Raw genomic sequence first — 20,723 nt, forward strand, 5'->3', positions numbered from 1 at the left:
CATGTGGCAAGTTGTAAAAAGAGATGTGAGATTTTGGTTTGGTGTTACTTTTTTAAGCGTACTTATGATTGTTAGTATTGGAAATACTTTATTTTTCGATGGGAATATCCGTGAACTTACGATGATGTATAACGAAAAAGGAGAACTAGAGGCTGCTCCGTTTTCACCGTCGAATAAATTTTGGTTCGGTAGTGATGAGAAAGGACGCGATCTTTTCCAGCTAATAATAGAAGGAGCGAAATGGACAGTTGGTGCGAGCGTAATTATAGCGATTCTACGAGTTATAGTTGGAGGAGGTATTGGTTTGCTTCTTGGTATGTATAGCAAACGTTCTTTTCCAGTTATAGCATCTTTTTTTGATCCGTTCAGCATTGTACCTATGGTTATGATTTCTTTTTTTGTGTTAAAGGAAGTTTTAGTGTTTGAAAATGGGACAGTACCAGAACCGTTTCATTTAAGGGTAATATTTCAAATGGTTATCCTTACATGTTTAGCGGTACCAACAATTATGTTATATACAGCGCAGGAAGTCCGTCGGATAAAAAGAGAAGAATTTATGATGGCAGCAACTGTGCTTGGGGGCAGTAAATGGCATAGAGTGAAAAATCACGTATGGCCACACGTATTACCATCATTTTTTTTACTTGTTGCTCAACAATTTGTGAGTACTTTATTACTTCTCTTGCATCTTGGCTTGTTAGAGTTATTTTTTGGTGGAACAATTATCTTTGGTACAGAGGCAGATAGTGTGACAAAAGAATGGACCGGCCTAATTGGTCAAAACTTCCGTCATTTAACTACTCATACATGGATTGTACTTATACCGATTGCTTTTTATAGTATGACAATTTTAGCTGGAAATCTAATTAGTAATAGCATGCAAGATGCGATTAAGCTAGGAAATGTGAGAAGGCCAGAGCGGGAAAGTAGAGAATTGCAAGTAGAGAAACAAGTACAACCAACTATGAATGACTTTTCTTTTTATAGAGAGATACAAAAATAAAGAAAGATAGCTGAAGACAAATTATTTTCAGCTATCTTTTTTCGTTTAAAGTGGAGGTAAATCAATCTTACCTTCTTCAAATAATTCTTTTATCATATGCTTCGTATAACCAGCGGCTTGACCAAATGTGATTTTTGCTGGCATTGGTGCTTCGTTAGCATCTACAACTACATCAATAATACACGGTTTATTTTGTTTTACTGCATTTTCGAAAGCGGGAAGGAGTTCATCTAAATTCTCAACACGGTATCCAATACCTCCACACGCCTCTGCATATTTTGCGAAATCTGGGTTCGTTAAGTCTGTTTCGAATTCGATATTACCCATAACTTCTTGTTCAAATTTAATCATCGCAATTTTATTATTGTTTAATACGACGACAACGATTGGTAATTTATATTTTACAGCTGTTACGAAGTCATTCATCGTCATTCCAAATCCACCATCACCACAAACTGCAAATACTTGTTTATCCGGGAAAGCAATTTTTCCAGCAAGTGCACCAGGTAAACCGCAGCCAAGTGTTGCGAGCCAGCTAGAAATGACAAATTGCTGGTTTGTCATACGGAAGTGTCTTGCGGTCCATACTGTTACATTTCCGACATCGACTGATAGAATTGCGTCATCATGTGCTACTTGCTGCAGAGCATGCATAACGCGTTGTGGTTTAATTGGAATGGAAGAGTCTTCTTCTTGATCGTGTAATTTTTCTTCCCACTTTTTCATCATTTCTTGGTGATGTTCTAAGAAGGAATGGTCTGTGTGTTCTTCAACATTTTCAATTAACCATCGTAATGTTTTATCAGCATCACCAGCTAAACCAATATCTGTCGCATAACGTTTCCCAATTTGGGCAGGATCTGTATCGATATGAATTGTTTTTGCTTTTTCAGGTAAGAAGCCGGTGAACGGATAAGAAGTACCGACCATAATTAAAGTATCTGCATGCTTCATTGCTTCATAAGAAGGTTTCGTTCCAATTAATCCTAATCCACCAATACAAAGAGGGTGTTCATCAGGAATAATTCCTTTAGCTGGTAATGTAAGTACGATTGGAGCACCAATATGTTCTGCCAATGCAAGTAAAGATTCTCTCGCATGTTTTGTTCCTTTTCCAGCTAAAATCACAGGCTTTTTCGCTTCATTTATTGCGAGTTTCGCTGCATCTAAATCTTCTTTTTGTGGAAACAACTCAGGCAAAGTAAAAGAAGTATTTGTAACACGGGCACCATTTTTCACTTCGAATTTTGGGACATCATCTGGAATAGTAAGAACGGATACACCTTTTTTCGTATAAGCCATTCGAATTGCTTGATTCACTACGGCAGGTAGTTGCTCTGCTGACATAATACGCTGGTTATAAACCGCAACATCATCAAACATTCTTTCTAAATTTACTTCTTGGAAAAAGTCCGTTCCAAGTAAATCGGTTTCTACTTGACCTGAAATTGCTAGAACAGGGGCTTTATCGAGTTTCGCATCATATAAACCATTTAATAAATGAATAGCACCAGGCCCTGCAATTGCCATACAAACGCCAAGTTTTCCTGTTAATTTCGCATAGGCAGCCGCTGCTAATGCACCAGCTTCTTCATGGCGAACTTGAATGAATTTAATTTTATCTTGTTTTTTTCTTAAAGCTTCAATGATAGAATTAATGGAATCTCCAGGCATACCGTATATGTGCTCTACTCCCCAATCAATTAATAAATCAACTAATGCTTCACCTGCTGTTTTCCCAAACATAATTGTTCCTCCTTATAATAGGTAGATAACATTATGTTTTGAATAAAAAGGAAAAATATACAAGTAAGAAATTTATCTAGTTATTTGTAATCCAAGAATCAGTGTGGGAGGAACAAAAGTTTCACTTTAGCAACTTTAATGATGACCAGCGAATAAAGTGAACACTGTTATTAGTAAAAAACCACTAGTTGCCCACATTAGAAATGTAAGGAAAGAGAGCTGTTTCTTAGCTTTCCAAAGCATTTCATGAATTGTGACATATCCAAGTGAACCAATAGCACTTCCCATAATGAGGCCTTGCAGGTGAAGAGCTTTTCCTTCCATCAAAATGCCAAAAACTGTGCCAGTACCGAGAATAAGAGAAAGTAATAAAGTCGTTAATAAAAAGGAAATATATTTATGTTTTGTAAAAAGAAATGGAATAATTAAAGCTAATCCTTCTGGAATATGGTGAACGACGATTGCTATTAAAAAGGGAATGGCAGAGTCATTATGATTTATAAAAGCTGTACCTAACGCAAATCCACTAGGTATATTATGAATAAATATAGCGAAAGAGAGAAAAAGGAAGGTTTGCCATGCTTGTTGATCTTTTTTATGTATCATTGGATGGTGACAATAGTTATCTAATAAGCTCATAACTAAAATACCGATAGCTATACCAAGTATAGGCCCAACCATTTCGTAGCTTGAAAATGTTTCAGGAATAATTTCAAGGGATAAAAGCCCAAGTAAAATACCACCACATAATGCGTATAAACGATGCATCTTTTCTTCAATAAGTTGGCGTGTTGCTACTCCAACAGCACCTCCTAATAGTAATCCACCGAACGAAAAAAATGTTACAATCATTGGAATCCATAAACGTTCCATAGTATCACACTCCGATTCTATTCCCTTATTTTTAGCTTACGAAAAGGAAAGTTAGATTAGTCCAAGTAATTGTGTTTGATTATAGAGAAAAAAGTAGTGATTCGTTATAATTTATATATTAATTTTAAGTGAGAAAATGAAAAGGGGAATTGGTTATGCAACAAATTAAAAAAATAGGAAACTCATTTTGGTATATGACACCTGTTTCTGAAACAGATAGGCCTATATTAGGAATGGTCGTTGGACAAGAAAAAACGTTAATGATTGATGCAGGAAATTCAGAAGAACATGCACAATTATTTTTAGAAATGTTAAAAGAACAAAATATATCGAATCCTGATTTTGTAGCATTAACGCATTGGCATTGGGATCATATTTTTGGATTATCTGTATTACAGAATGCATTAACTATTTCGCACGCTGAAACGAAAAAAGAAATGCAGGCAATAGTATCTTATGAATGGACAGATGAAGCGTTGGACGCACGCGTAAAAGAGGGTACTGAAATTGCATTTTGTGCGGATTGTATCAAGAAAGAGTTTGAAGAAAAAGCGAGAAATATTAACATTATTCCTCCAACCTTAACGTTCCAGGATCAAATGGAATTAGACCTTGGTGAAGTGACATGCGTGTTAAAACATGTGGGCGGAGATCATGCGCATGATTCAGTTGTTATGTACATAAAAGAAGAAAAGATATTGTTTGTAGGAGATTGTATATATGCAGATATTTTTTCTTCAAAGTGGAACTATACGACGAAAAGAACGTTTAAATTGATAGATGAATTAGAGAAATTTGATGCTGAGACATATATTCTTTCTCATGGGGAAGCGATAAATCGAGAGGAGTTTTTACAAGAGATTCGCATGTTAAAAGCAGTAGGAACTTATACAGAAGCTCATAAGGGCGATGAAGAGAAGATAAAGGCAGCGTACAAACAAGAACTAGATAGAGAATTAAATGAAGATAAGTTAGAAACAATAACGTATTTTGTCAATGGTTATGAAATGAATAATCTGTAAGACACTACATTAATCAAATATAATTAAATTGCACAAAAAGAGTATTGAAATTTAATTCAATACTCTTTTAAATATTAAGTCCCAAGCAATTTCTAAATTTTTTGGCTGGTTCATCATCTGGATTTATACCACTTTCAAAACTGGTAGTGAAAGGTAACCACTGCCAATCTTCGCATCCTACAAAAGCTACTCTTGACCAATTCTCAATGAATTCAATGAAATTATTCGCAATCTTATACCCATGTCCTTCTCCATCGTCGTGGCTTAGGTAAATTATTGGAGCATCTATATCATCTTTCATATCAAATGCTAAATAATCTCCATTTCCCACTTCACAAAATGCTAATTTGTTGTGCCAAACTACATCATATTCATCATCTAGATTTGAAAAAAACTCGTCAACCAAGTCTTTACGTTCTTTTTCGAATTTAGAAAGACTTTCTAAACTCCAGTGGGGTGTTCCGCAAAAAATATCAGTAAATTCATTTGGTAGCTCTACATCGTCAGGTAAAAACCAGCGTAAGCTAAAATTTCCTGAGAACTCTAAAAGTACTTTTTTGAAGCTATTTGGTAGTTTAATATCCAGTTTTTCTTCTACTTGGATTATTTGTTCAAGGGAAGATGGTTCATCTATACAAACTTCTTGAACTTCACCACCTATGTATTTAATTCTAGAAGTTATAATTTCTATTCGTTCTTTTAGTAACTCATAATCCATCTTATCACCTCATGTTATATTAATTAAAGTATATCATTCTTAATAAATTTTTTTCGTGTTATTGAGGTTTCAAGTAGCAGCTTTTTTAGCTAATTTAGTAATATATTCAAAGAAAACATCGTGTTTTACATCGTAAACGACATTTACAGGTCGTCCATCAGCAGTTTCCTCTGTACGTCCTTGGCTTGGTCCGTATGTATGAACAATACTATTAATTGTTTCAGTTTTTGCAAGGTTAGTGTTTCCGACAAGCGCGGTAGTTAGTACATCCCATAAATAGTAGGTAGAGTTCGTTGAGAAGTGAACGAGAGGGGGAACCATTGCATAGCATTGACCAAGGAAATCCATACCAATATACTTTCGTTCTTTTGCCCATTGTTCACGTATGTTTATAGTTAACGGAACTTGGTTTGTACTTTCTAGTGTCACTAAGTCGATTTTAATTTTTGCATCCCATACACGAGCCACTGCTTCAGGGTCCCAAAACGAATTCCACTCAGCTGTTCCATCATGCTCTGGTTCATGTACATTGCCAGCTTTAAGAAATGTACCACCCATCCAAACAAGGCGTTCAATTTGATCTTCGATTATGGGAGCTTCATATAATGCACGAGCAAGGTCAGTTAGGGGCCCAGTAAATAATAAAGTTGTTTTTTCTTCCGTTTGTAGAAGCGTTTCTATTAAATGATGATGCGCAGGTTTTGCCGTCACGGGTGTTACAACTTTTCCAGACTCATTTAAAATTGGTAAAGCATCTACATAAAATGCATGCATCCGCCAGTCTTTCGGAAACGGGTTTTGCCCGCGAGAGTTTGAAGCGGCTACGGCAATATTACCTTTGCCGAAGCGATCGATAATTTTACGACTGGCAGACATTGCGGGTTCTAAATAGCAGTCTGCTGGGATAACAGATACCCCCGTAAGTTCAATGTTTTCCATTTGAAGTAATAAAAATAATGAAATTAAATCATCTACACCGCCATCATGATTGAAGTACACTTTTTTCTTCATTGTAATCTCCATCCTATATGATTTAGTTAGAAATTAAATATGAATTGAGGAAAAGTCATCAATAATTTCTACCACTTCAATTTCTCCATTAATCAGTAGCTCAGGAAGCTCATTTCTAATATTTCCTTTCCAATACTCTCTAGCTTGTTCGATTTTTTGAGAAAAAGGAATTCCATCTTCTTTCGGTAAAAGATTCCCGTCACCTTCAAAAGAACTTCCGATCACTCGTAGTTTAACAATCTGTAAAACTTCTCGATTGTAAGAATCAAATAGCGCTCTCCATTTCAAAGCATCCTCATAGCTTTTAGCAGCATATAAGCAAGATAATCTGGAAGGGTATTCAGGGAATTCTTGTAGTCTAACCATTTCTACAATTGTTTCTCTAACTGCTCTAATTGTTTGATCCATATAACTCATAACTACTTTAGTATTTTCATTATTTATATGTAATTCGTCATTTTTATAGTGTTTATTTAAAATTTGTATGCCATCTTCACCACTAGCATTTAATTGTTCTCTTTCAAAAAAGAAGTGATATAGAGTATTGTGTTGATTTTTGTTAAAAGGAATGATTTGTCCGATATGCATTTTTTCCTTGTTACGATGTGATATGCGTAAAATTCTGCTTCATTCATGGTTATCCTCCTAGTAATAGTGTAATGCAATGTTAAATTTAGTAATTCAACATTGCGATATATATAACCTCTATAAGTAAAAGTGAGAATTTGAGTAGAAAGGAAAAATGAAAACGCTTTAAATTTGTTCACAAAATGTTCACTTACGAAGGGGTTTCCAATGTCGATATAATGACAAAGACTCAAAGAGAAAGGATGATGAATTTTGCCAACAACAAGAAAGGAAAACCTCCAATTTGGCATGATGATGTGCCTTGGGATGGTTATCGTAATGACGTTTTACAATTTACTAATGAATGAAACAGGAGGACCAATTTATATTAAAGAGATTGCATTAGAACTATCAATTGGCTTTATTATTGCGCTATTAATTGAAATATGTATCGTTGGGCCTTGTGCGAAAAAAATTGTATTCATGTTGCCATTTGATAAATCTAAGAAAATAAATATTATCGTTGCAATGGCGACAACTATGGTAATCGGAATGGTGTTCTTTATGTCATTTTTCGGTATGGCTATGATGCATTTACATGGTGGACTACAAGGAGATTCATTTGTTTCAATTTATTTTTCGATTTTTATTAAAAATTTCATAATGGCATATCCATTACAATTAATTATTATGGGACCGCTTGTACGTTTCTTATTTGCAAAGTTTGTAATGAAAAGAAATCTTTTAATGTAGCGTAATTTTAATTATTTATAAAACATTATATATAAATAATTAAAATAAACACATCTCGCATTTTTGAGGTGTGTTTTTTTGTTCATTCCAAGTTATTTTCATAGTGATGTGACATTTGTCCTTTTACCATTATAGGATTATAGCTTTTAATTAAGTCAGAAATAAAAGATGAGGAGATGATTTTTTGAAAGGTATTCTATTTGCTGTTTTTGCGGGGATATTTATAACACTTCAAGGAACCTTTAATGCGAAACTTAGTTCACATATCGGTATATGGTCGACGAGTATTATAACCCATTTAATTGGATTCATTATTGCAACAACTGTATTTTTGTTAAAGAAAGAAGAGAAAATAACGGATTTAAAGAGTGTGAAAAAAATATATTTAGCAGCGGGTGCATTTGGTGGATTCATTATTTGTGCAGAAACTATGGCGATATATGCACTAGGAGTTACATTGACAGCTGGCACACTAATGGTTGCTCAATTGTTAACGGCAACAGTTATTGAAATGAAAGGACTGTTTCATATAAAAAAGATACAGATGGAGAGATATCATATTGTGGGAACAATAGTAATGATTATAGGTATTGTTGTATTTAATATGTAAATGAAAGGGGGAAATGAATATGGAGGATAGATCAGGTTTAATTATGCATTATTTGAAAAACAATAAAACACTCGAGGTTTTTTCAGAAATAGATACAGCTTATTTTCAATTAAATCAATTTGAAAAAGGCGAGCTTATTTGCGATATAGATGACGAAATGGATCGTTTATATTTCGTTGTTAAAGGTAAAGTAAAAGTTTATACGATTACACCTGAAGGGAAGAAACTAATTCTACGCTTTATCAATCCATTGGCTATTGTTGGTGATATTGAATTAATTCAAAATAGCAAAGCACATAATGTCGTTGAAGCTTGTTCAGATGTTGTAGCGATTTCCATTTCTAATACGGTTATTAGAAACAAGTTATTACATGATCCTATATTTATGAAATTCTTACTTGAAAACATTGCGAACACGTTAAAAATATCGACTCGTTTTACTGCTCTTAATTTACTCTATCCTGTAGAAGTACGTGTAGCTAGTTATTTACTTTCAATTTCAACAGATAGTAACGGAAATATGTACAAAGGGGATTTGGATACGACTTCGGTAACGAGTATTGCAGACTTTATAGGGGTAAGTTATAGGCACGTAATTCGGGTATTACAAAGATTTTATAATGAAAAATTAATTGAAAAAAGTAATGGAGTTATTGTCATTAAAGATTTTTCTAGAATGAAGGAAGTCGCTAAAGATAATATATATGAGCAATTAAAGGGAGAGGAAGATTTTGATTGGATTTAGTTTAGCTATATTAGCAGGAATATTAATTAGCTTACAATCTGTTTTTAATACAAAAGTAAATGAAAATGTAGGACAGTGGTTAACGACTACATGTGTCCTTGGAATAGGTCTCATTAGTTCTATTCTATTTTATATCATTACAGAAAACAGTATTAGCATTAAAGTGTATACTGCAAATTATTTGTTTTATGTAAGTGGACTGTTTGGCATCGGGTTAATTATTTGTATAATGGGTGCAATAAAGAGTTTAGGTCCAGCATATACGGTGCTAATTAGTCTTATTACTCAATTGGTTGTTGCGTTATGTATTGATACATTTGGATTATTTGGAATGGAGAGCATTCCATTACAAATAAATAAATTAGTTGGAATAGGTTTATTAATTGTGGGAGTAGGAATTTTTAAAAATATCTTTTCGAACAAGAGAGCTATTAGAATAACCGAGGATGAGATTTAAAGGTTATAAGGATGTTGATAATCAGATTATAGATGTTTATGTAGTGGGAATACATTTCATATATGTCTCTGTTAGTAAAGGGTATATATATATTCGAAAAAAAACGTGAATTAGCTATTAGTGTAGTTGAAAAGAAGACGTCAATAAGTTGAGGTCTTCTTTATGTATTGTTCTGAAGTTATCAGAACTTAAGTATAAGGGAATGGGAAGTGGTTTAAGTTAAGAAGAATATACCCGAATATAAAATATTACTAAACATATATAACTAATGAATACAATGTCTTTTTCAGTTATTAAGTTGTAAATCATTTTATGATAAAATCTTTTACATAATTTAATAAAGGGGTAGTTTTCAATGGGTTATTTCTCAAATGGTTTATTAGTTTTGTTTGTGCTAATCGTATGCAGTTGTATATTTTTTGGTTGATAATATAATGAGAGTCTTATATAAAAGAAGTTATCTTAAGTGAGATAACTTCTTTTTATTTTATATTGAGAAGGAATTCTATCTTTCTTATTGAAGTTTGTTCTAGTTATTTTTACATCGATCAGATTTGTGTAAAGGGAATTTTACGAAATACAAACAAACGAGAGAATAAGGAGTATTCACATGAATAATAGTATAAGCTATACAATTGAACGCCCAACAGACTTCAATGGATTATTAGCGTTATATGAATCTTTAGGATGGAATTCTCTTAAATTAACGGTTAACGAGTTAGAACGAATGTGTAAGCAAAGTTGGTATGCAATTTATGTTTTTGATGATAAGAGGTTAGTAGGGATGGGGCGTGTCATATCAGATGGAGTCATAACAGGCATTATTTGTGGAGTTGGTGTATTGCCAAAATATCAGTCTAGTGGCATCGGAAAAGAAATAGTGAAACGATTAATCCAGCACTGTGAACAAAACAAGGTTATTCCCCAACTTATGTGTGTAGAAAAATTGCAATCTTACTATGAATCTATAGGGTTTGAGGCATTCTCTATTGGGATGATAAAACATATTATAAGATAGAGACGATTTATCCTGCTATTTGTCGGGCTGCCCGTAAAAGCTCGATTGGTGAGGGCTAATAATCAGTGGGGGATGAACAAACTCCCCACTGATTAAAGTTTCACTTTATATTTTCAGTTTACTCGTACATATTTTCAAACTTCAGTATAAAGGAGAATGGCTGTATGGAGATTGCTAAAGGGGTAGAAATGTTACAACTTGAATTTCAAGAGTTTGTTATTCACCCAATTCTTTTATGGGATGATGAAATGGCAGTATTAATAGATACGAGTTTCCCAGGACAAATTGAAGATATACAAGTAGAGATGGAAAAGGTTGGGTTATCATTTGATAAGTTAAAAGTCGTGATTTTGACGCATCAGGATATTGATCATATAGGTAGTCTTCCGGAGTTGTTGCAGCGCTGTGGAAGTAATATTAAAGTTTATGCGCACGAACTAGATAAGCCATATATTGAGGGAGATTTGCCTTTATTGAAAGATGGAAATGTAGAGAACCCACCAAAAGGAAAAGTGAGTGATACTGTGATTGACGGGCAAGAACTTCCGTATTGCGGTGGAATACTAATTCTTCATACTCCAGGGCATACTCCGGGTCATATTAGTTTATATTTGAAACGAAGTAAAATTCTTATTGCAGGAGACTCTATGTATAGTGTGAATGGGATGTTAGGAGGAATTCACGCCCCAACAACTATAAATATTAAGGAAGCAAAGCAGTCTTTGAAGAAGTATTTAAATTTACATATTGAATCTATAGTTTGTTACCATGGGGGATTAAGTAAAGGAAATATAAATGTTCAACTTCAAAATTTGTAAAAGTTGAAGTAAAATTTTTTGTTAAACAGCGTTGAGGTATAATATGGTTATTAGTAAATAAATTATAAAAGAGCATGTTTGAAAAAATTAAACATGCTCTTTTATTAAAGCAAATCAGTTTAATATGAATGACCTAACCCGTTCCAATAAAAAGAAACGATTTCTTGTGCTAATTCATCTATATTTGCAAGAATAGGATTGTGATTTTCATCTTTAAAATTCCCAATTGATAATAAAGATACGAAAGCATGAGCCGCAAATGTAGCGTTTCCTTTCGGAATTTCTCCGATGTGCATCGCATTATCGAGTGCTTTTTCTAGTACTTCATACATATTATCTTCAGCATTTTTTAATTCTTTCAATTGTTCTTCAGATAACGACAGTTTTGCATCTTTCATAAAATTTTTCATATCAATATCCATCGTTGCGTGTAAGTAAACTTTAGCGAAGTCTAATAATCTTTCTTCTAACGTTTTGTTTGTAGAGAGTATTTGAGACATATTTTCGCGTATACGTACCATCATTTCGGTCATAGTAGCGGTAAATAAATCGGCTTTTGTTGAATAGTAATAGTAGACAGTTGCTTTCGTAACACCACAAACTTTTGCGACCTCATCCATAGAAACGACTTGATAATTTTGTGTAAGAAATAAGCGGGTTGCCACTTCTAAAATGGTTTCTTTTGTAGATTTTGTATTTTTATTTTGACGCGGCCTTCCGAGAGGACGTTGTTTTTGTTCCAAATACATTCGCTCCTGACATTTATGATTGAGATAATTATAACATAATTTTCAATCACTCTTGATTAATTAACCGACCGGTATATATAATTAATAATGGAGGAAAAAAGGAAGGTGGGTTTTTATGAAAAAGCACCCGTTACATATGCTAGGGAGGCTTGTAGCAGGGAAAAATACGCAATGGATCACTTTATCGGTGTGGGTTCTTATTACATTATTACTTTCATTTACGTTACCACAAGTAAACAGTACGAAAGAACCGAATCCGAAAAATTTACCTGAAACAGCTATGTCGCAGCAAGCGGAAGCACTTATGAAAAAGGAGTTTCCGAATAATGCAGGGAATCCGTTGTTAGTAGTATGGTATAGAGATGGTGGATTACATTCACAGGATTATAAACTCATACAAGACGTTTATAAGGAGTTAAAAGCTAGTCCTTTAAAAGAACAATCAACGTTACCACCATTTGATACAATTCCAGAGCAAGTATTATCAAAAAGTGCATCAAAGGATGGTACATCATTTGTTACACCGGTATTCTTTAATAAATCTGCTGGTACGGATATATTAAAAGGAAATCTTGAAGAGTTTAGAAAAATAGTGAATAGTAAGGTGGATGAAGATCCATTTAAACAAAAAATAAGTGAATCTGGTTTACATGTTCGATTATCTGGACCTGTAGGTATTCAAACGGATGCAGTTAGCTTATTTAGTCAAGCAGATGTGAAATTATTAATTGCTACTGTATTACTCGTATTAGTTTTATTAATTTTACTGTACCGTTCACCGATTTTAGCAATTTTACCCTTACTTGTTGTCGGCTTTGCATACGGTATTATTAGTCCTACACTCGGTTTTTTAGCTGATCAAGGGTGGATTAAAGTAGATGCTCAGGCAATATCAATTATGACAGTATTATTGTTTGGTGCTGGAACGGACTATTGTTTATTTTTAATTTCAAGATATCGAGAGTATTTGCTAGAAGAAGAAAGTAAATATAAGGCGCTGCAACTTGCAATTAAAGCTTCTGGTGGAGCAATTATAATGAGTGCGCTTACTGTTGTACTTGGATTAGGGACATTGTTACTTGCTCATTATGGTGCCTTTCATCGATTTGCAGTACCATTTAGTGTTGCTGTATTCATAATGGGAATTGCTGCTTTAACAATTTTACCAGCATTATTATTAATTTTCGGTAGAGCTGCATTCTTCCCATTTATACCGAGAACAACTTCGATGAATGAGGAGTTTGCGAGAAAGAAAAAGAAAGTCGTAAAAGTTAAAAAATCAAAAGGTGCCTTTAGTAAAAAGCTTGGAGATGTTGTAGTACGAAGACCATGGACAATAATTATGCTCACTGTATTTGTATTAGGTGGATTGGCTTCATTTGTACCACGTATTCAATACACATATGACTTATTAGAATCGTTTCCAAAAGATATGCCTTCCCGCGAAGGGTTTAAGTTAATTAGTGATCATTTCTCAGCTGGTGAATTAGCGCCAGTAAAAGTTGTTGTTGATACGAAAGGAAAAGAGCTTCCTATTAAAAAAGAACTAGAGAAGTTTTCATTCGTAAAAACTGTGAAAGATCCAAAAGTGGGCACAGAAAATAAGCAAATACAAATGTATGAGGTTTCTTTAGCTGAAAATCCATACTCAATTGAAGCGTTAGATCAAATCCCTAAATTGAAAAACAGTGTAGAAAAAGTATTAAAAGATGCTGGGGTTAGTAATGCAGAAAATCAACTATGGATTGGCGGAGAAACAGCGTCATTATATGATACAAAGCAAATCACAGAACGTGATGAAGCAGTTATCATTCCAGTAATGATTAGTATTATAGCTTTATTATTACTTGTTTACTTACGATCAATTGTTGCGATGATTTATTTAATTGTAACTGTCGTTTTATCATTTTTCTCTGCATTAGGAGCAGGATGGATATTACTTCATTTTGGTATGGGAGCTCCAGCAATACAAGGCGCGATACCGTTATACGCATTCGTATTTTTAGTTGCTTTAGGTGAAGATTATAATATCTTTATGGTTTCAGAAATATGGAAAAACAGAAAGACACAAAATCATTTGGATGCTGTAAAAAATGGCGTTATACAAACAGGTAGTGTTATTACATCTGCAGGTTTAATTTTAGCAGGAACTTTTGCTGTGTTAGGAACACTTCCAATTCAAGTGCTTGTTCAATTTGGTATTGTAACAGCAATTGGTGTATTACTAGATACGTTTATTGTAAGACCGTTACTTGTACCGGCAATCACAGTCGTTTTAGGCCGCTTTGCTTTTTGGCCAGGGAAACTTTCAAGAAAGAGTGAAGAGATACAAAAAGTGGATGCATAGTTGAAAAGCCAAGGATATTTTCCTTGGCTTTTTCAATGTAATTAATTTTTTGAAGTCAAATCATCCGGTGCAGCATGATCAGCATCTTCAATGGAAGTTTCTGGCATTCCGTATAAGCCGTTCATTGCTTGTTCTTCGATATTAAGATTTGCAGTATTATTATTTTGGATAGGTATAGCGTTTTCGATAACATTTTCTTTTTTATTTACATTTTTGTTATTCATGTATGATTCCTCCAAATTTCATTTGATTTATTTATAGTATGTGGATGGATTTCCAGAAATATGTGAATTGATTCTTATAGATGGTATATAATTAAATAAACAATTAGGGTAAACTGTTAGGAGTGAACAATTATGGTGAAAGCAAGGAAATTAGCCTTCTAAAATAAAAAGAAAATTTTAGGAGGCTATTAAAATGAAGTTTCACGTAATTGATAGAGAAAATTGGAATAGAGAGCAGTATTTTGAACATTATTTAAAATTAAAATGTACGTTTAGTATGACAGTAAATGTTGATATTACGCTTTTGATAGAGAAAGTACATCAAAAGGGAATTAAATTTTATCCGACTTTTATTTATATAATTTCGAGAATAATAAATAAACATAAAGAATTTCGAACATGTTTTAATGAAGAAGGAGTTTTGGGCTATTGGGAAAAAATGATACCTAGCTATACAATCTTTCATAAAGATGATAAGTCTTTTTCAAGTATATGGACGAATTATTCAAGTGATTTCCGCATTTTCTATAAAAATTATGAAGAAGATATGAGATACTATGCTAGTGTTCATGGTCTTTTCACGAAAGAAAATATTCCGCCTAATGTATTTCCGATTTCTAGCATACCTTGGACTAGTTTTACTGGATTTAATCTTAATATTAATAATGATGAAAATTTTCTATTGCCAATTATAACTTGTGGGAAATATTTTAACGAAGGAAACAAGGTTATGCTACCAGTTTCATTACAAGTACATCATTCGGTTTGTGATGGATATCATGCGAGTCAATTTATAGAAGATTTACAGCAGTTAAGTAGTACTTGCAACGAGTGGCTTAAGTAATATCTAATTTTTAATTATATAAAGTGAAACTTTAATCAGTAGGGGTTTTGTTCAGCCCCCACTGATTATTAGCCCGACCCCCACCTAACTTCTTTGCTTTCGCTGAATTTTGAGGTGGGGGTCTTACTGCCCGGCAAATAGCGGGATAAAATTGAAAATGAATAAAAGAAGAGAACATGTTTATATTACATGGTCTCTTTTTATTATTCATTAATACTAAGTAATTGTGGAAAATATAGGGTGATTTGTAGTTTAATAGTAAAGAGAGTGATTAGTGTTAATTTTCTTTGTTTTTTTAAAAATAAGGACATAAATGTTTTAATAGGAGGAATAAAGTGAAATTCGTAAGCCTTGAAAAAGATGAGATCTTAATTGGGAATATGGCAAAATTGTATTGTAAAGTATTTGAGAAAACAAATTTCAATGAAATGATCGAACGAATAAAAAGACATATAGAATATACAGGTTTTAAAGGTATAGTAGCAATAAATGATGAAAATGAAGTAGTTGGTTTTACTTATGGTTATCGCTCAATCGAGGGACAGTACTATAATCAATTAATGAGAGAAGCGTTACATCCAGAGCAAGTAGACGAATGGTTGCAAGATTGTTTTGAATTTGTAGAGTTAGCAGTTCACCCACAATATCAAAATAAAGGTCTTGGAACGAAATTACATAATGAATTACTAGAAGGGATTTCAAATAGAACGAGTGTTTTAACAACAAAAATAAACAATGAAAAAGCACGTTCGTTATATGAAAGATTAGATTGGATAAATGTATTGGAGCCATTTCATCCAAGTAAAAATGATGTTCCATATGTAATAATGGGAAAAGCATTAAAAACAAAAGTGAATTGATAATTATGCCATTCACAAAAATGGTTGGTTTGTAATAATGAAGGGGAAAACGAAAATGACGAAAATATCTATAGAAAAAGCTACAATTTTAGATGCTGAGAAATTAACAGAAATAATGAAAAGAACATTTGATGCAGAAGCAAAACAATGGCTATACGGCCAAGATGATGTCATTGATTATAACATTCAACCGCCAGGATATTCTTCAGTTGAAATGATGGAATATGCCATTGAAGAATTGGATTCTTTCAAAGTTGTAATGGATAAAGAAATAATTGGAGGGATAATAGTTACGATTTCTGGTAAGTCTTACGGTCGAATTGATCGTATTTTTGTAGATCCTGTTTATCAAGGAAAAGGAATTGGATCACATGTTATGAAATTAATAGAAAAAGAATATCCAAACATAAAGATTTGGGATCTCGAAACATCTAGTAGACAAATTAATAATCATTACTTTTATAAAAAGATGGGCTACCAAATGATTTTTGAATCGGAAGATGAGTATTGTTACGTGAAAAGAATAAAAACAAGCTCAAACAAAGCGAGTGTAGTTACAAATAAAGATATGAAAAATAGTCAATACGAAAACTGTAATTTAGCAAATACAGGGTATTATCAAGTGAATTTAAAAAACAGTTCATTTGTTGGTAGCAATATAATGAATACGAATATGAGTAATTGCAATGTAAGTCAATCAAAGTTTAGAAATATAAATTTTAGAAGGTCATCATATGCAGATTTAAATCTTTCTGGCAGTAAATTTAATTTGGTGACTTTAGGTGGAGTACAATTCAAAAATACAAGTCTCGGAGATGAGAAGGAACCTATTTTATTCGATAAATGTGACTTGGAAGGTAGCACCATAAGTAACAGTAATCTGAAAAATATTGAAATAGAAAATTGTAATATAGTCGGGATGAAACTAAATGGTATTCCAATTGAAAATTTACTTGATTTATATAACAAGGTGAAAAGTTAACCATATCCATATAGTTGTCAATCTTTTTGGAAGTTAAGTATTATATCGAAATAATTATGTAAAAATGACATAAAGAAATACGGATGAGAAGGCCATTCATGAACGTTTCTAGAATACACTACAAATATATTGTTATTTATATGGAGGAGAGAAAGATGGAGATTAACGTTAGAGCAGTAGGAGTACAAGATGCTAGAGCAATTCATCGTATATGTATACAGGATGACGTTTTACCATATATGGTTTTCTTACCTAGCATGCGTGTAGAAGCTATGGAAAATAGAATTCGAAATTTAGCACCAAATCAATTTGAATTTGTTGCAGAATATGATGGAGAAGTTGTTGGGTTTGTAGGTTTAACACAAAGTCCGGGCCGAAGATCTCATTCAGGCGATTTATTCATTGGGGTAGACAGTGAATATCATAATAAAGGAATTGGGAAAGCACTTCTTATGAAGATGCTTGATTTGGCTGATAATTGGTTAATGTTAGAGAGAGTAGAACTAGGTGTGTTAGAAACGAATCCCAAAGCAAAAGCTTTATATGAAAAATTTGGATTTGTAGAAGAGGGAGTAAAGATAGGGAATTTGAAAGCTCATGGAAAGTTTATTAATGAAATTATGATGAGTCGTTTTAGACCGGATGGTTTAATTGTACATAATGAATAGTTAAAAGCATGACAGTATACTGTCATGCTTTTTTATTAGAATTTGGCTGTATTAAAAATAATACTAACCCAATAAAAATAACGGTAATTCCTAGTCCTTGTTGTAAAGAAATGGTCTCATGTAATATAAAGTACGCTAGTATACAAGTTCCAATTGTTTCTCCTAAAATACTCATTGAGATTACAGTAGCACTTATCCATTTTAATAACCAATTAAAAATGGTTTGGCCTAAAATCGTAGCAATGAAAGCTAATCCAATAAAGCACAACCAAGTTTGTGTAGAGTAATGGATGAAAGATTCTTGTTGCGTGAAAGCAAATATGCCAAGAAAGCCAGCACTACTTCCATAACTAATTACCGAATATGGTATAAGTGACAAATCTTTACGAACGTGTTGGCTAATGAAAAAATAAGCAGTAATAATACCGGCAGCGATAAATGCTAAAACATCTCCATATAATGCTTCTCCACTAATTTGGAAATCTTGCCAGCCAATGATGATACTACCTGATATAGCGATGAGGCAACCAATAACCGCTCCTTTCGTAAACCTTTCCTTAAATAAAAAATAACCACCAATCATTGAGAACAAAGGTTGTAACGTTACGATAACTGTAGAGCTTGCTACAGAAGTATATTGTAATGATTCAAACCATAGTACATAATGTGCAGCTAAAAATAGCCCAGATACGAATCCAAGTGCCCATTGTTTTTTTGTTAAAGTTTTTAGCTCATTTCGACTATTTTTATTAAATAGTAATAACGGTAACAGGATTAGTGTGGCAAAGAATAATCGGTAAAAAGCAATGATTGTCGCAGGAGCATCTGCCAATTTCACAAAAATTGCTGAAGTCGATAAGGCGAATACACCAAAAAATAAGATGCAATATGAAAGAATAGTTGATTTCAAAGTTTGTCCCTCCGATAGAATGTTTATTATAATAAACTTAATACGATATAATGTACAAAAGTAAGTATATAAGTCCCGGAGATAATAGGAAAGGGTTATTTGCCTTTGTTTAGTATGTCAGCACAAAGAGAACGAAACATGCATTATGATGGACGAAAGGAAGTTTTACTATGATACATGATAGACTTGGACAAACGGTATTAAGTTATCGTAAGAAAAATAATATGACAATTCGTGAATTCGCTGAGTATGCAGGGATTAGTACGTCGTTAATTAGCCAAATTGAAAGAGGACATGCTAATCCTTCTTTAAATGTTTTGGAATTAATTGCAAAAGCATTAAATGTACCGCTGTTTACACTTTTTATTAACGATATTGATACAGATTCGCTCATTTCTAAGAGAAAAGACCGAAAAAAAATATATCGGGAAAACAATGATCACATTGTATATGATGTATTAACACCTGATTTTATGAAAGCACGTATTGAAATGCTAATGATGGATTTAAATAAACGAGCAAAGACAACAGAAAGCCATTATTCCCATGAAGATAAGGAAGAGATTGCTGTTATTATGAAAGGGGAAGTGTACGTAGAATTGGAGGGAAAAGAATATTTTTTAGAAGAAGGCGATGTTGTACGTATTCCACCAAATGTGAAGCATCGATTTTTGAATAAAAGTGATGAATCAAATCACATTTTATTTGTACTGACACCATCTTTAGGATGAAAATATAGTGATTTTTATTAGGGGAGAAAGAAAATGGAAAACAAAAGTATTTTAAAAGGCGGCCTTTCAATTATTTCTCAATGTAAAAAAGAAACAAATGACATTTGGCATGCGCATTTTGGAGCAGCTGCAATTGCTAGTTATTTTTTTATGAAAGATAATAATATTGAGGAAGAAACAGCTCGTAATATGTATTTGCAAACAAGGATGATGCTAAGCAAGAAAAAAATTGGTGAGATGATTGATGATAAAAAAGAAATAGATTTTCAAATTGCGGAGAATATGATTATAAAATCTTTAGAACAAACGATTGATGAACTTCATTGGGTCGGGCATAACGTCATTTATGCGTCATTAAGTTTATTAGCTATGAAGGAGCTACAAAAATGGGGAGATAATCAAGCAATTGAAGGGATTACTACTCTTATTTTATCATTTCGAAAAACAATTCCAGGTAGATCGTGGATTGGTTATACGACGAAAGAAGTAAAACAATTAAGTTTTGAAGATGAGATACAAAGTGAATTGAGTAATCCACCACAAGTATCTCAGTTCATTTTAAATGAGTTATCGAAATTTAATAGTATTTATCGAGCGGAATCACATCATGATTTAATTGGGCATTTGCTTACTTACTCCCACGCCATTAATATAATGTACGATTTAGGGCATATAGATTTATTTCAACGAGGGATACGTCCGCTTTTAAAACTAGTATACGTACTACGAGCTAGCCAAAAGCTCAAGCTGAATACGGAAATAACTTTACACTCACCTATAGATCGATTACCTTTAATTCAATCTAAACGTGCAAATTTTTTACCAACTGAAAATATATTTTGGATAAAAGACTATAGTGGATTCGATTGGGATTTTGGTCATGTATTTAAATTCTCATATAGTTATTTTAATCATATAAAGAGAGCTCCAGATTATAAAGATATAACATTAGAAAAATTCCGGTATGTTATTAATTCTTAATGAACGTTAATGATCTGTAAAAGGAAGCTTAATCTAGTTTCTTTTTTTGTTAGTAGTATATTATTTTTTAAAATATGTAAGATTTT

General features: G+C 33.0%; 22 protein-coding genes and 1 pseudogene. 15 read left to right on the top strand and 8 right to left on the bottom strand.

Annotated elements, in window-relative coordinates; genetic code table 11:
• The first annotated feature begins 1 nt into the window (after position 1).
• Positions 2-1,003 (top strand): ABC transporter permease subunit, encoded by a 1,002-nt coding sequence (locus tag C4S65_RS20935; protein WP_061667009.1) that lies wholly within the window; start codon positions 2-4, stop codon positions 1,001-1,003.
• 45 nt (positions 1,004-1,048) lie between these two features.
• Here C4S65_RS20935 and C4S65_RS20940 read toward each other — a convergent pair whose 3' ends face one another.
• Together C4S65_RS20940 and C4S65_RS20945 are read right to left on the bottom strand one after the other, a co-directional pair.
• On the bottom strand, positions 1,049-2,749 hold the full coding sequence (locus tag C4S65_RS20940) for a pyruvate oxidase (protein WP_098202927.1): 1,701 nt from the start codon (positions 2,747-2,749) through the stop codon (positions 1,049-1,051).
• 135 nt (positions 2,750-2,884) lie between these two features.
• Positions 2,885-3,622, bottom strand: a complete 738-nt coding sequence (locus C4S65_RS20945) for a ZIP family metal transporter (RefSeq protein ID WP_000440632.1) — start codon at positions 3,620-3,622, stop codon at positions 2,885-2,887.
• 155 nt (positions 3,623-3,777) lie between these two features.
• Here C4S65_RS20945 and C4S65_RS20950 point away from each other — a divergent pair, with 155 nt between their 5' ends.
• Positions 3,778-4,644 (top strand): MBL fold metallo-hydrolase, encoded by an 867-nt coding sequence (locus C4S65_RS20950; RefSeq protein WP_016109934.1) that lies wholly within the window; start codon positions 3,778-3,780, stop codon positions 4,642-4,644.
• Between the two features lie 67 nt (positions 4,645-4,711).
• On the opposite strand, the gene C4S65_RS20955 is transcribed toward C4S65_RS20950, so the two are convergent.
• From C4S65_RS20955 to C4S65_RS20965, 3 genes and pseudogenes are all read right to left on the bottom strand, one after another.
• Positions 4,712-5,362, bottom strand: a complete 651-nt coding sequence (locus C4S65_RS20955; RefSeq protein ID WP_006918611.1) for an SMI1/KNR4 family protein — start codon at positions 5,360-5,362, stop codon at positions 4,712-4,714.
• A gap of 69 nt (positions 5,363-5,431) precedes the next feature.
• A complete protein-coding gene (locus C4S65_RS20960) occupies positions 5,432-6,385 on the bottom strand; it encodes a nucleoside hydrolase (protein ID WP_074644327.1) in 954 nt (317 codons plus the stop codon).
• Between the two features lie 21 nt (positions 6,386-6,406).
• Positions 6,407-7,008, bottom strand: a pseudogene (locus tag C4S65_RS20965) (DUF2441 domain-containing protein).
• Positions 7,009-7,213: 205 nt separating this feature from the next.
• On the opposite strand from C4S65_RS20965, the gene C4S65_RS20970 reads away from it, so the two are divergent.
• The 6 genes from C4S65_RS20970 to C4S65_RS20995 all read left to right on the top strand — a co-directional run bounded on the left by C4S65_RS20970 (position 7,214) and on the right by C4S65_RS20995 (position 11,341).
• Positions 7,214-7,693, top strand: coding sequence for a DUF2798 domain-containing protein (locus C4S65_RS20970; RefSeq protein ID WP_098323770.1), 480 nt, complete (start codon positions 7,214-7,216; stop codon positions 7,691-7,693).
• Between the two features lie 184 nt (positions 7,694-7,877).
• Positions 7,878-8,303: a DMT family transporter gene (locus tag C4S65_RS20975; protein WP_098323769.1), complete on the top strand. Its 426-nt coding sequence runs from the start codon at positions 7,878-7,880 to the stop codon at positions 8,301-8,303.
• 19 nt (positions 8,304-8,322) lie between these two features.
• The gene (locus C4S65_RS20980; protein WP_000390192.1) at positions 8,323-9,048 is read left to right on the top strand and encodes a Crp/Fnr family transcriptional regulator; all 726 of its coding nucleotides are present in this window, start codon (positions 8,323-8,325) and stop codon (positions 9,046-9,048) included.
• Entirely contained in the window at positions 9,035-9,505 is a 471-nt protein-coding gene (locus tag C4S65_RS20985; protein ID WP_086406123.1) for a DMT family transporter, read from the top strand. Before C4S65_RS20980 ends, C4S65_RS20985 begins: the two co-directional genes overlap by 14 nt.
• A 610-nt stretch (positions 9,506-10,115) precedes the next feature.
• Positions 10,116-10,523: a GNAT family N-acetyltransferase gene (locus C4S65_RS20990; protein WP_001065768.1), complete on the top strand. Its 408-nt coding sequence runs from the start codon at positions 10,116-10,118 to the stop codon at positions 10,521-10,523.
• A 164-nt stretch (positions 10,524-10,687) separates the two neighbouring features.
• A complete protein-coding gene (locus tag C4S65_RS20995) occupies positions 10,688-11,341 on the top strand; it encodes an MBL fold metallo-hydrolase (protein ID WP_097960584.1) in 654 nt (217 codons plus the stop codon).
• A gap of 119 nt (positions 11,342-11,460) precedes the next feature.
• Here the strand turns inward: C4S65_RS20995 and C4S65_RS21000 are convergent, their stop codons facing one another.
• Positions 11,461-12,084 (bottom strand): TetR/AcrR family transcriptional regulator, encoded by a 624-nt coding sequence (locus C4S65_RS21000; protein WP_061667013.1) that lies wholly within the window; start codon positions 12,082-12,084, stop codon positions 11,461-11,463.
• Positions 12,085-12,205: 121 nt separating this feature from the next.
• Between C4S65_RS21000 and C4S65_RS21005 the strand changes: the two genes are divergently transcribed.
• Positions 12,206-14,437: an MMPL family transporter gene (locus C4S65_RS21005; protein ID WP_097960585.1), complete on the top strand. Its 2,232-nt coding sequence runs from the start codon at positions 12,206-12,208 to the stop codon at positions 14,435-14,437.
• 41 nt (positions 14,438-14,478) lie between these two features.
• Here the strand turns inward: C4S65_RS21005 and C4S65_RS21010 are convergent, their stop codons facing one another.
• Entirely contained in the window at positions 14,479-14,661 is a 183-nt protein-coding gene (locus C4S65_RS21010; RefSeq protein ID WP_001060697.1) for a DUF4021 domain-containing protein, read from the bottom strand.
• Between the two features lie 193 nt (positions 14,662-14,854).
• Between C4S65_RS21010 and catA the strand changes: the two genes are divergently transcribed.
• The 4 genes from catA to C4S65_RS21030 all read left to right on the top strand — a co-directional run bounded on the left by catA (position 14,855) and on the right by C4S65_RS21030 (position 18,015).
• Positions 14,855-15,505, top strand: coding sequence for a type A chloramphenicol O-acetyltransferase (gene catA, locus C4S65_RS21015; RefSeq protein WP_000668563.1), 651 nt, complete (start codon positions 14,855-14,857; stop codon positions 15,503-15,505).
• A 335-nt stretch (positions 15,506-15,840) separates the two neighbouring features.
• Positions 15,841-16,365, top strand: coding sequence for a GNAT family N-acetyltransferase (locus C4S65_RS21020; RefSeq protein WP_097960586.1), 525 nt, complete (start codon positions 15,841-15,843; stop codon positions 16,363-16,365).
• 37 nt (positions 16,366-16,402) lie between these two features.
• A complete protein-coding gene (locus tag C4S65_RS21025; protein ID WP_141527065.1) occupies positions 16,403-17,347 on the top strand; it encodes a GNAT family N-acetyltransferase in 945 nt (314 codons plus the stop codon).
• 155 nt (positions 17,348-17,502) lie between these two features.
• A complete protein-coding gene (locus tag C4S65_RS21030) occupies positions 17,503-18,015 on the top strand; it encodes a GNAT family N-acetyltransferase (RefSeq protein WP_000405230.1) in 513 nt (170 codons plus the stop codon).
• A 22-nt stretch (positions 18,016-18,037) separates the two neighbouring features.
• On the opposite strand, the gene C4S65_RS21035 is transcribed toward C4S65_RS21030, so the two are convergent.
• Complete coding sequence (locus C4S65_RS21035) at positions 18,038-18,925, bottom strand: DMT family transporter (protein ID WP_000843093.1); 888 nt, start codon at positions 18,923-18,925, stop codon at positions 18,038-18,040.
• A gap of 170 nt (positions 18,926-19,095) precedes the next feature.
• On the opposite strand from C4S65_RS21035, the gene C4S65_RS21040 reads away from it, so the two are divergent.
• Positions 19,096-19,656: an XRE family transcriptional regulator gene (locus C4S65_RS21040; RefSeq protein WP_061666761.1), complete on the top strand. Its 561-nt coding sequence runs from the start codon at positions 19,096-19,098 to the stop codon at positions 19,654-19,656.
• 33 nt (positions 19,657-19,689) lie between these two features.
• Positions 19,690-20,637: a hypothetical protein gene (locus C4S65_RS21045; RefSeq protein WP_097889073.1), complete on the top strand. Its 948-nt coding sequence runs from the start codon at positions 19,690-19,692 to the stop codon at positions 20,635-20,637.
• The last annotated feature ends 86 nt before the right edge of the window (positions 20,638-20,723 follow it).

The organism is Bacillus sp. ok061 (assembly GCF_900108285.1).
GTDB classification, from domain to species: domain Bacteria; phylum Bacillota; class Bacilli; order Bacillales; family Bacillaceae_G; genus Bacillus_A; species Bacillus_A thuringiensis_S.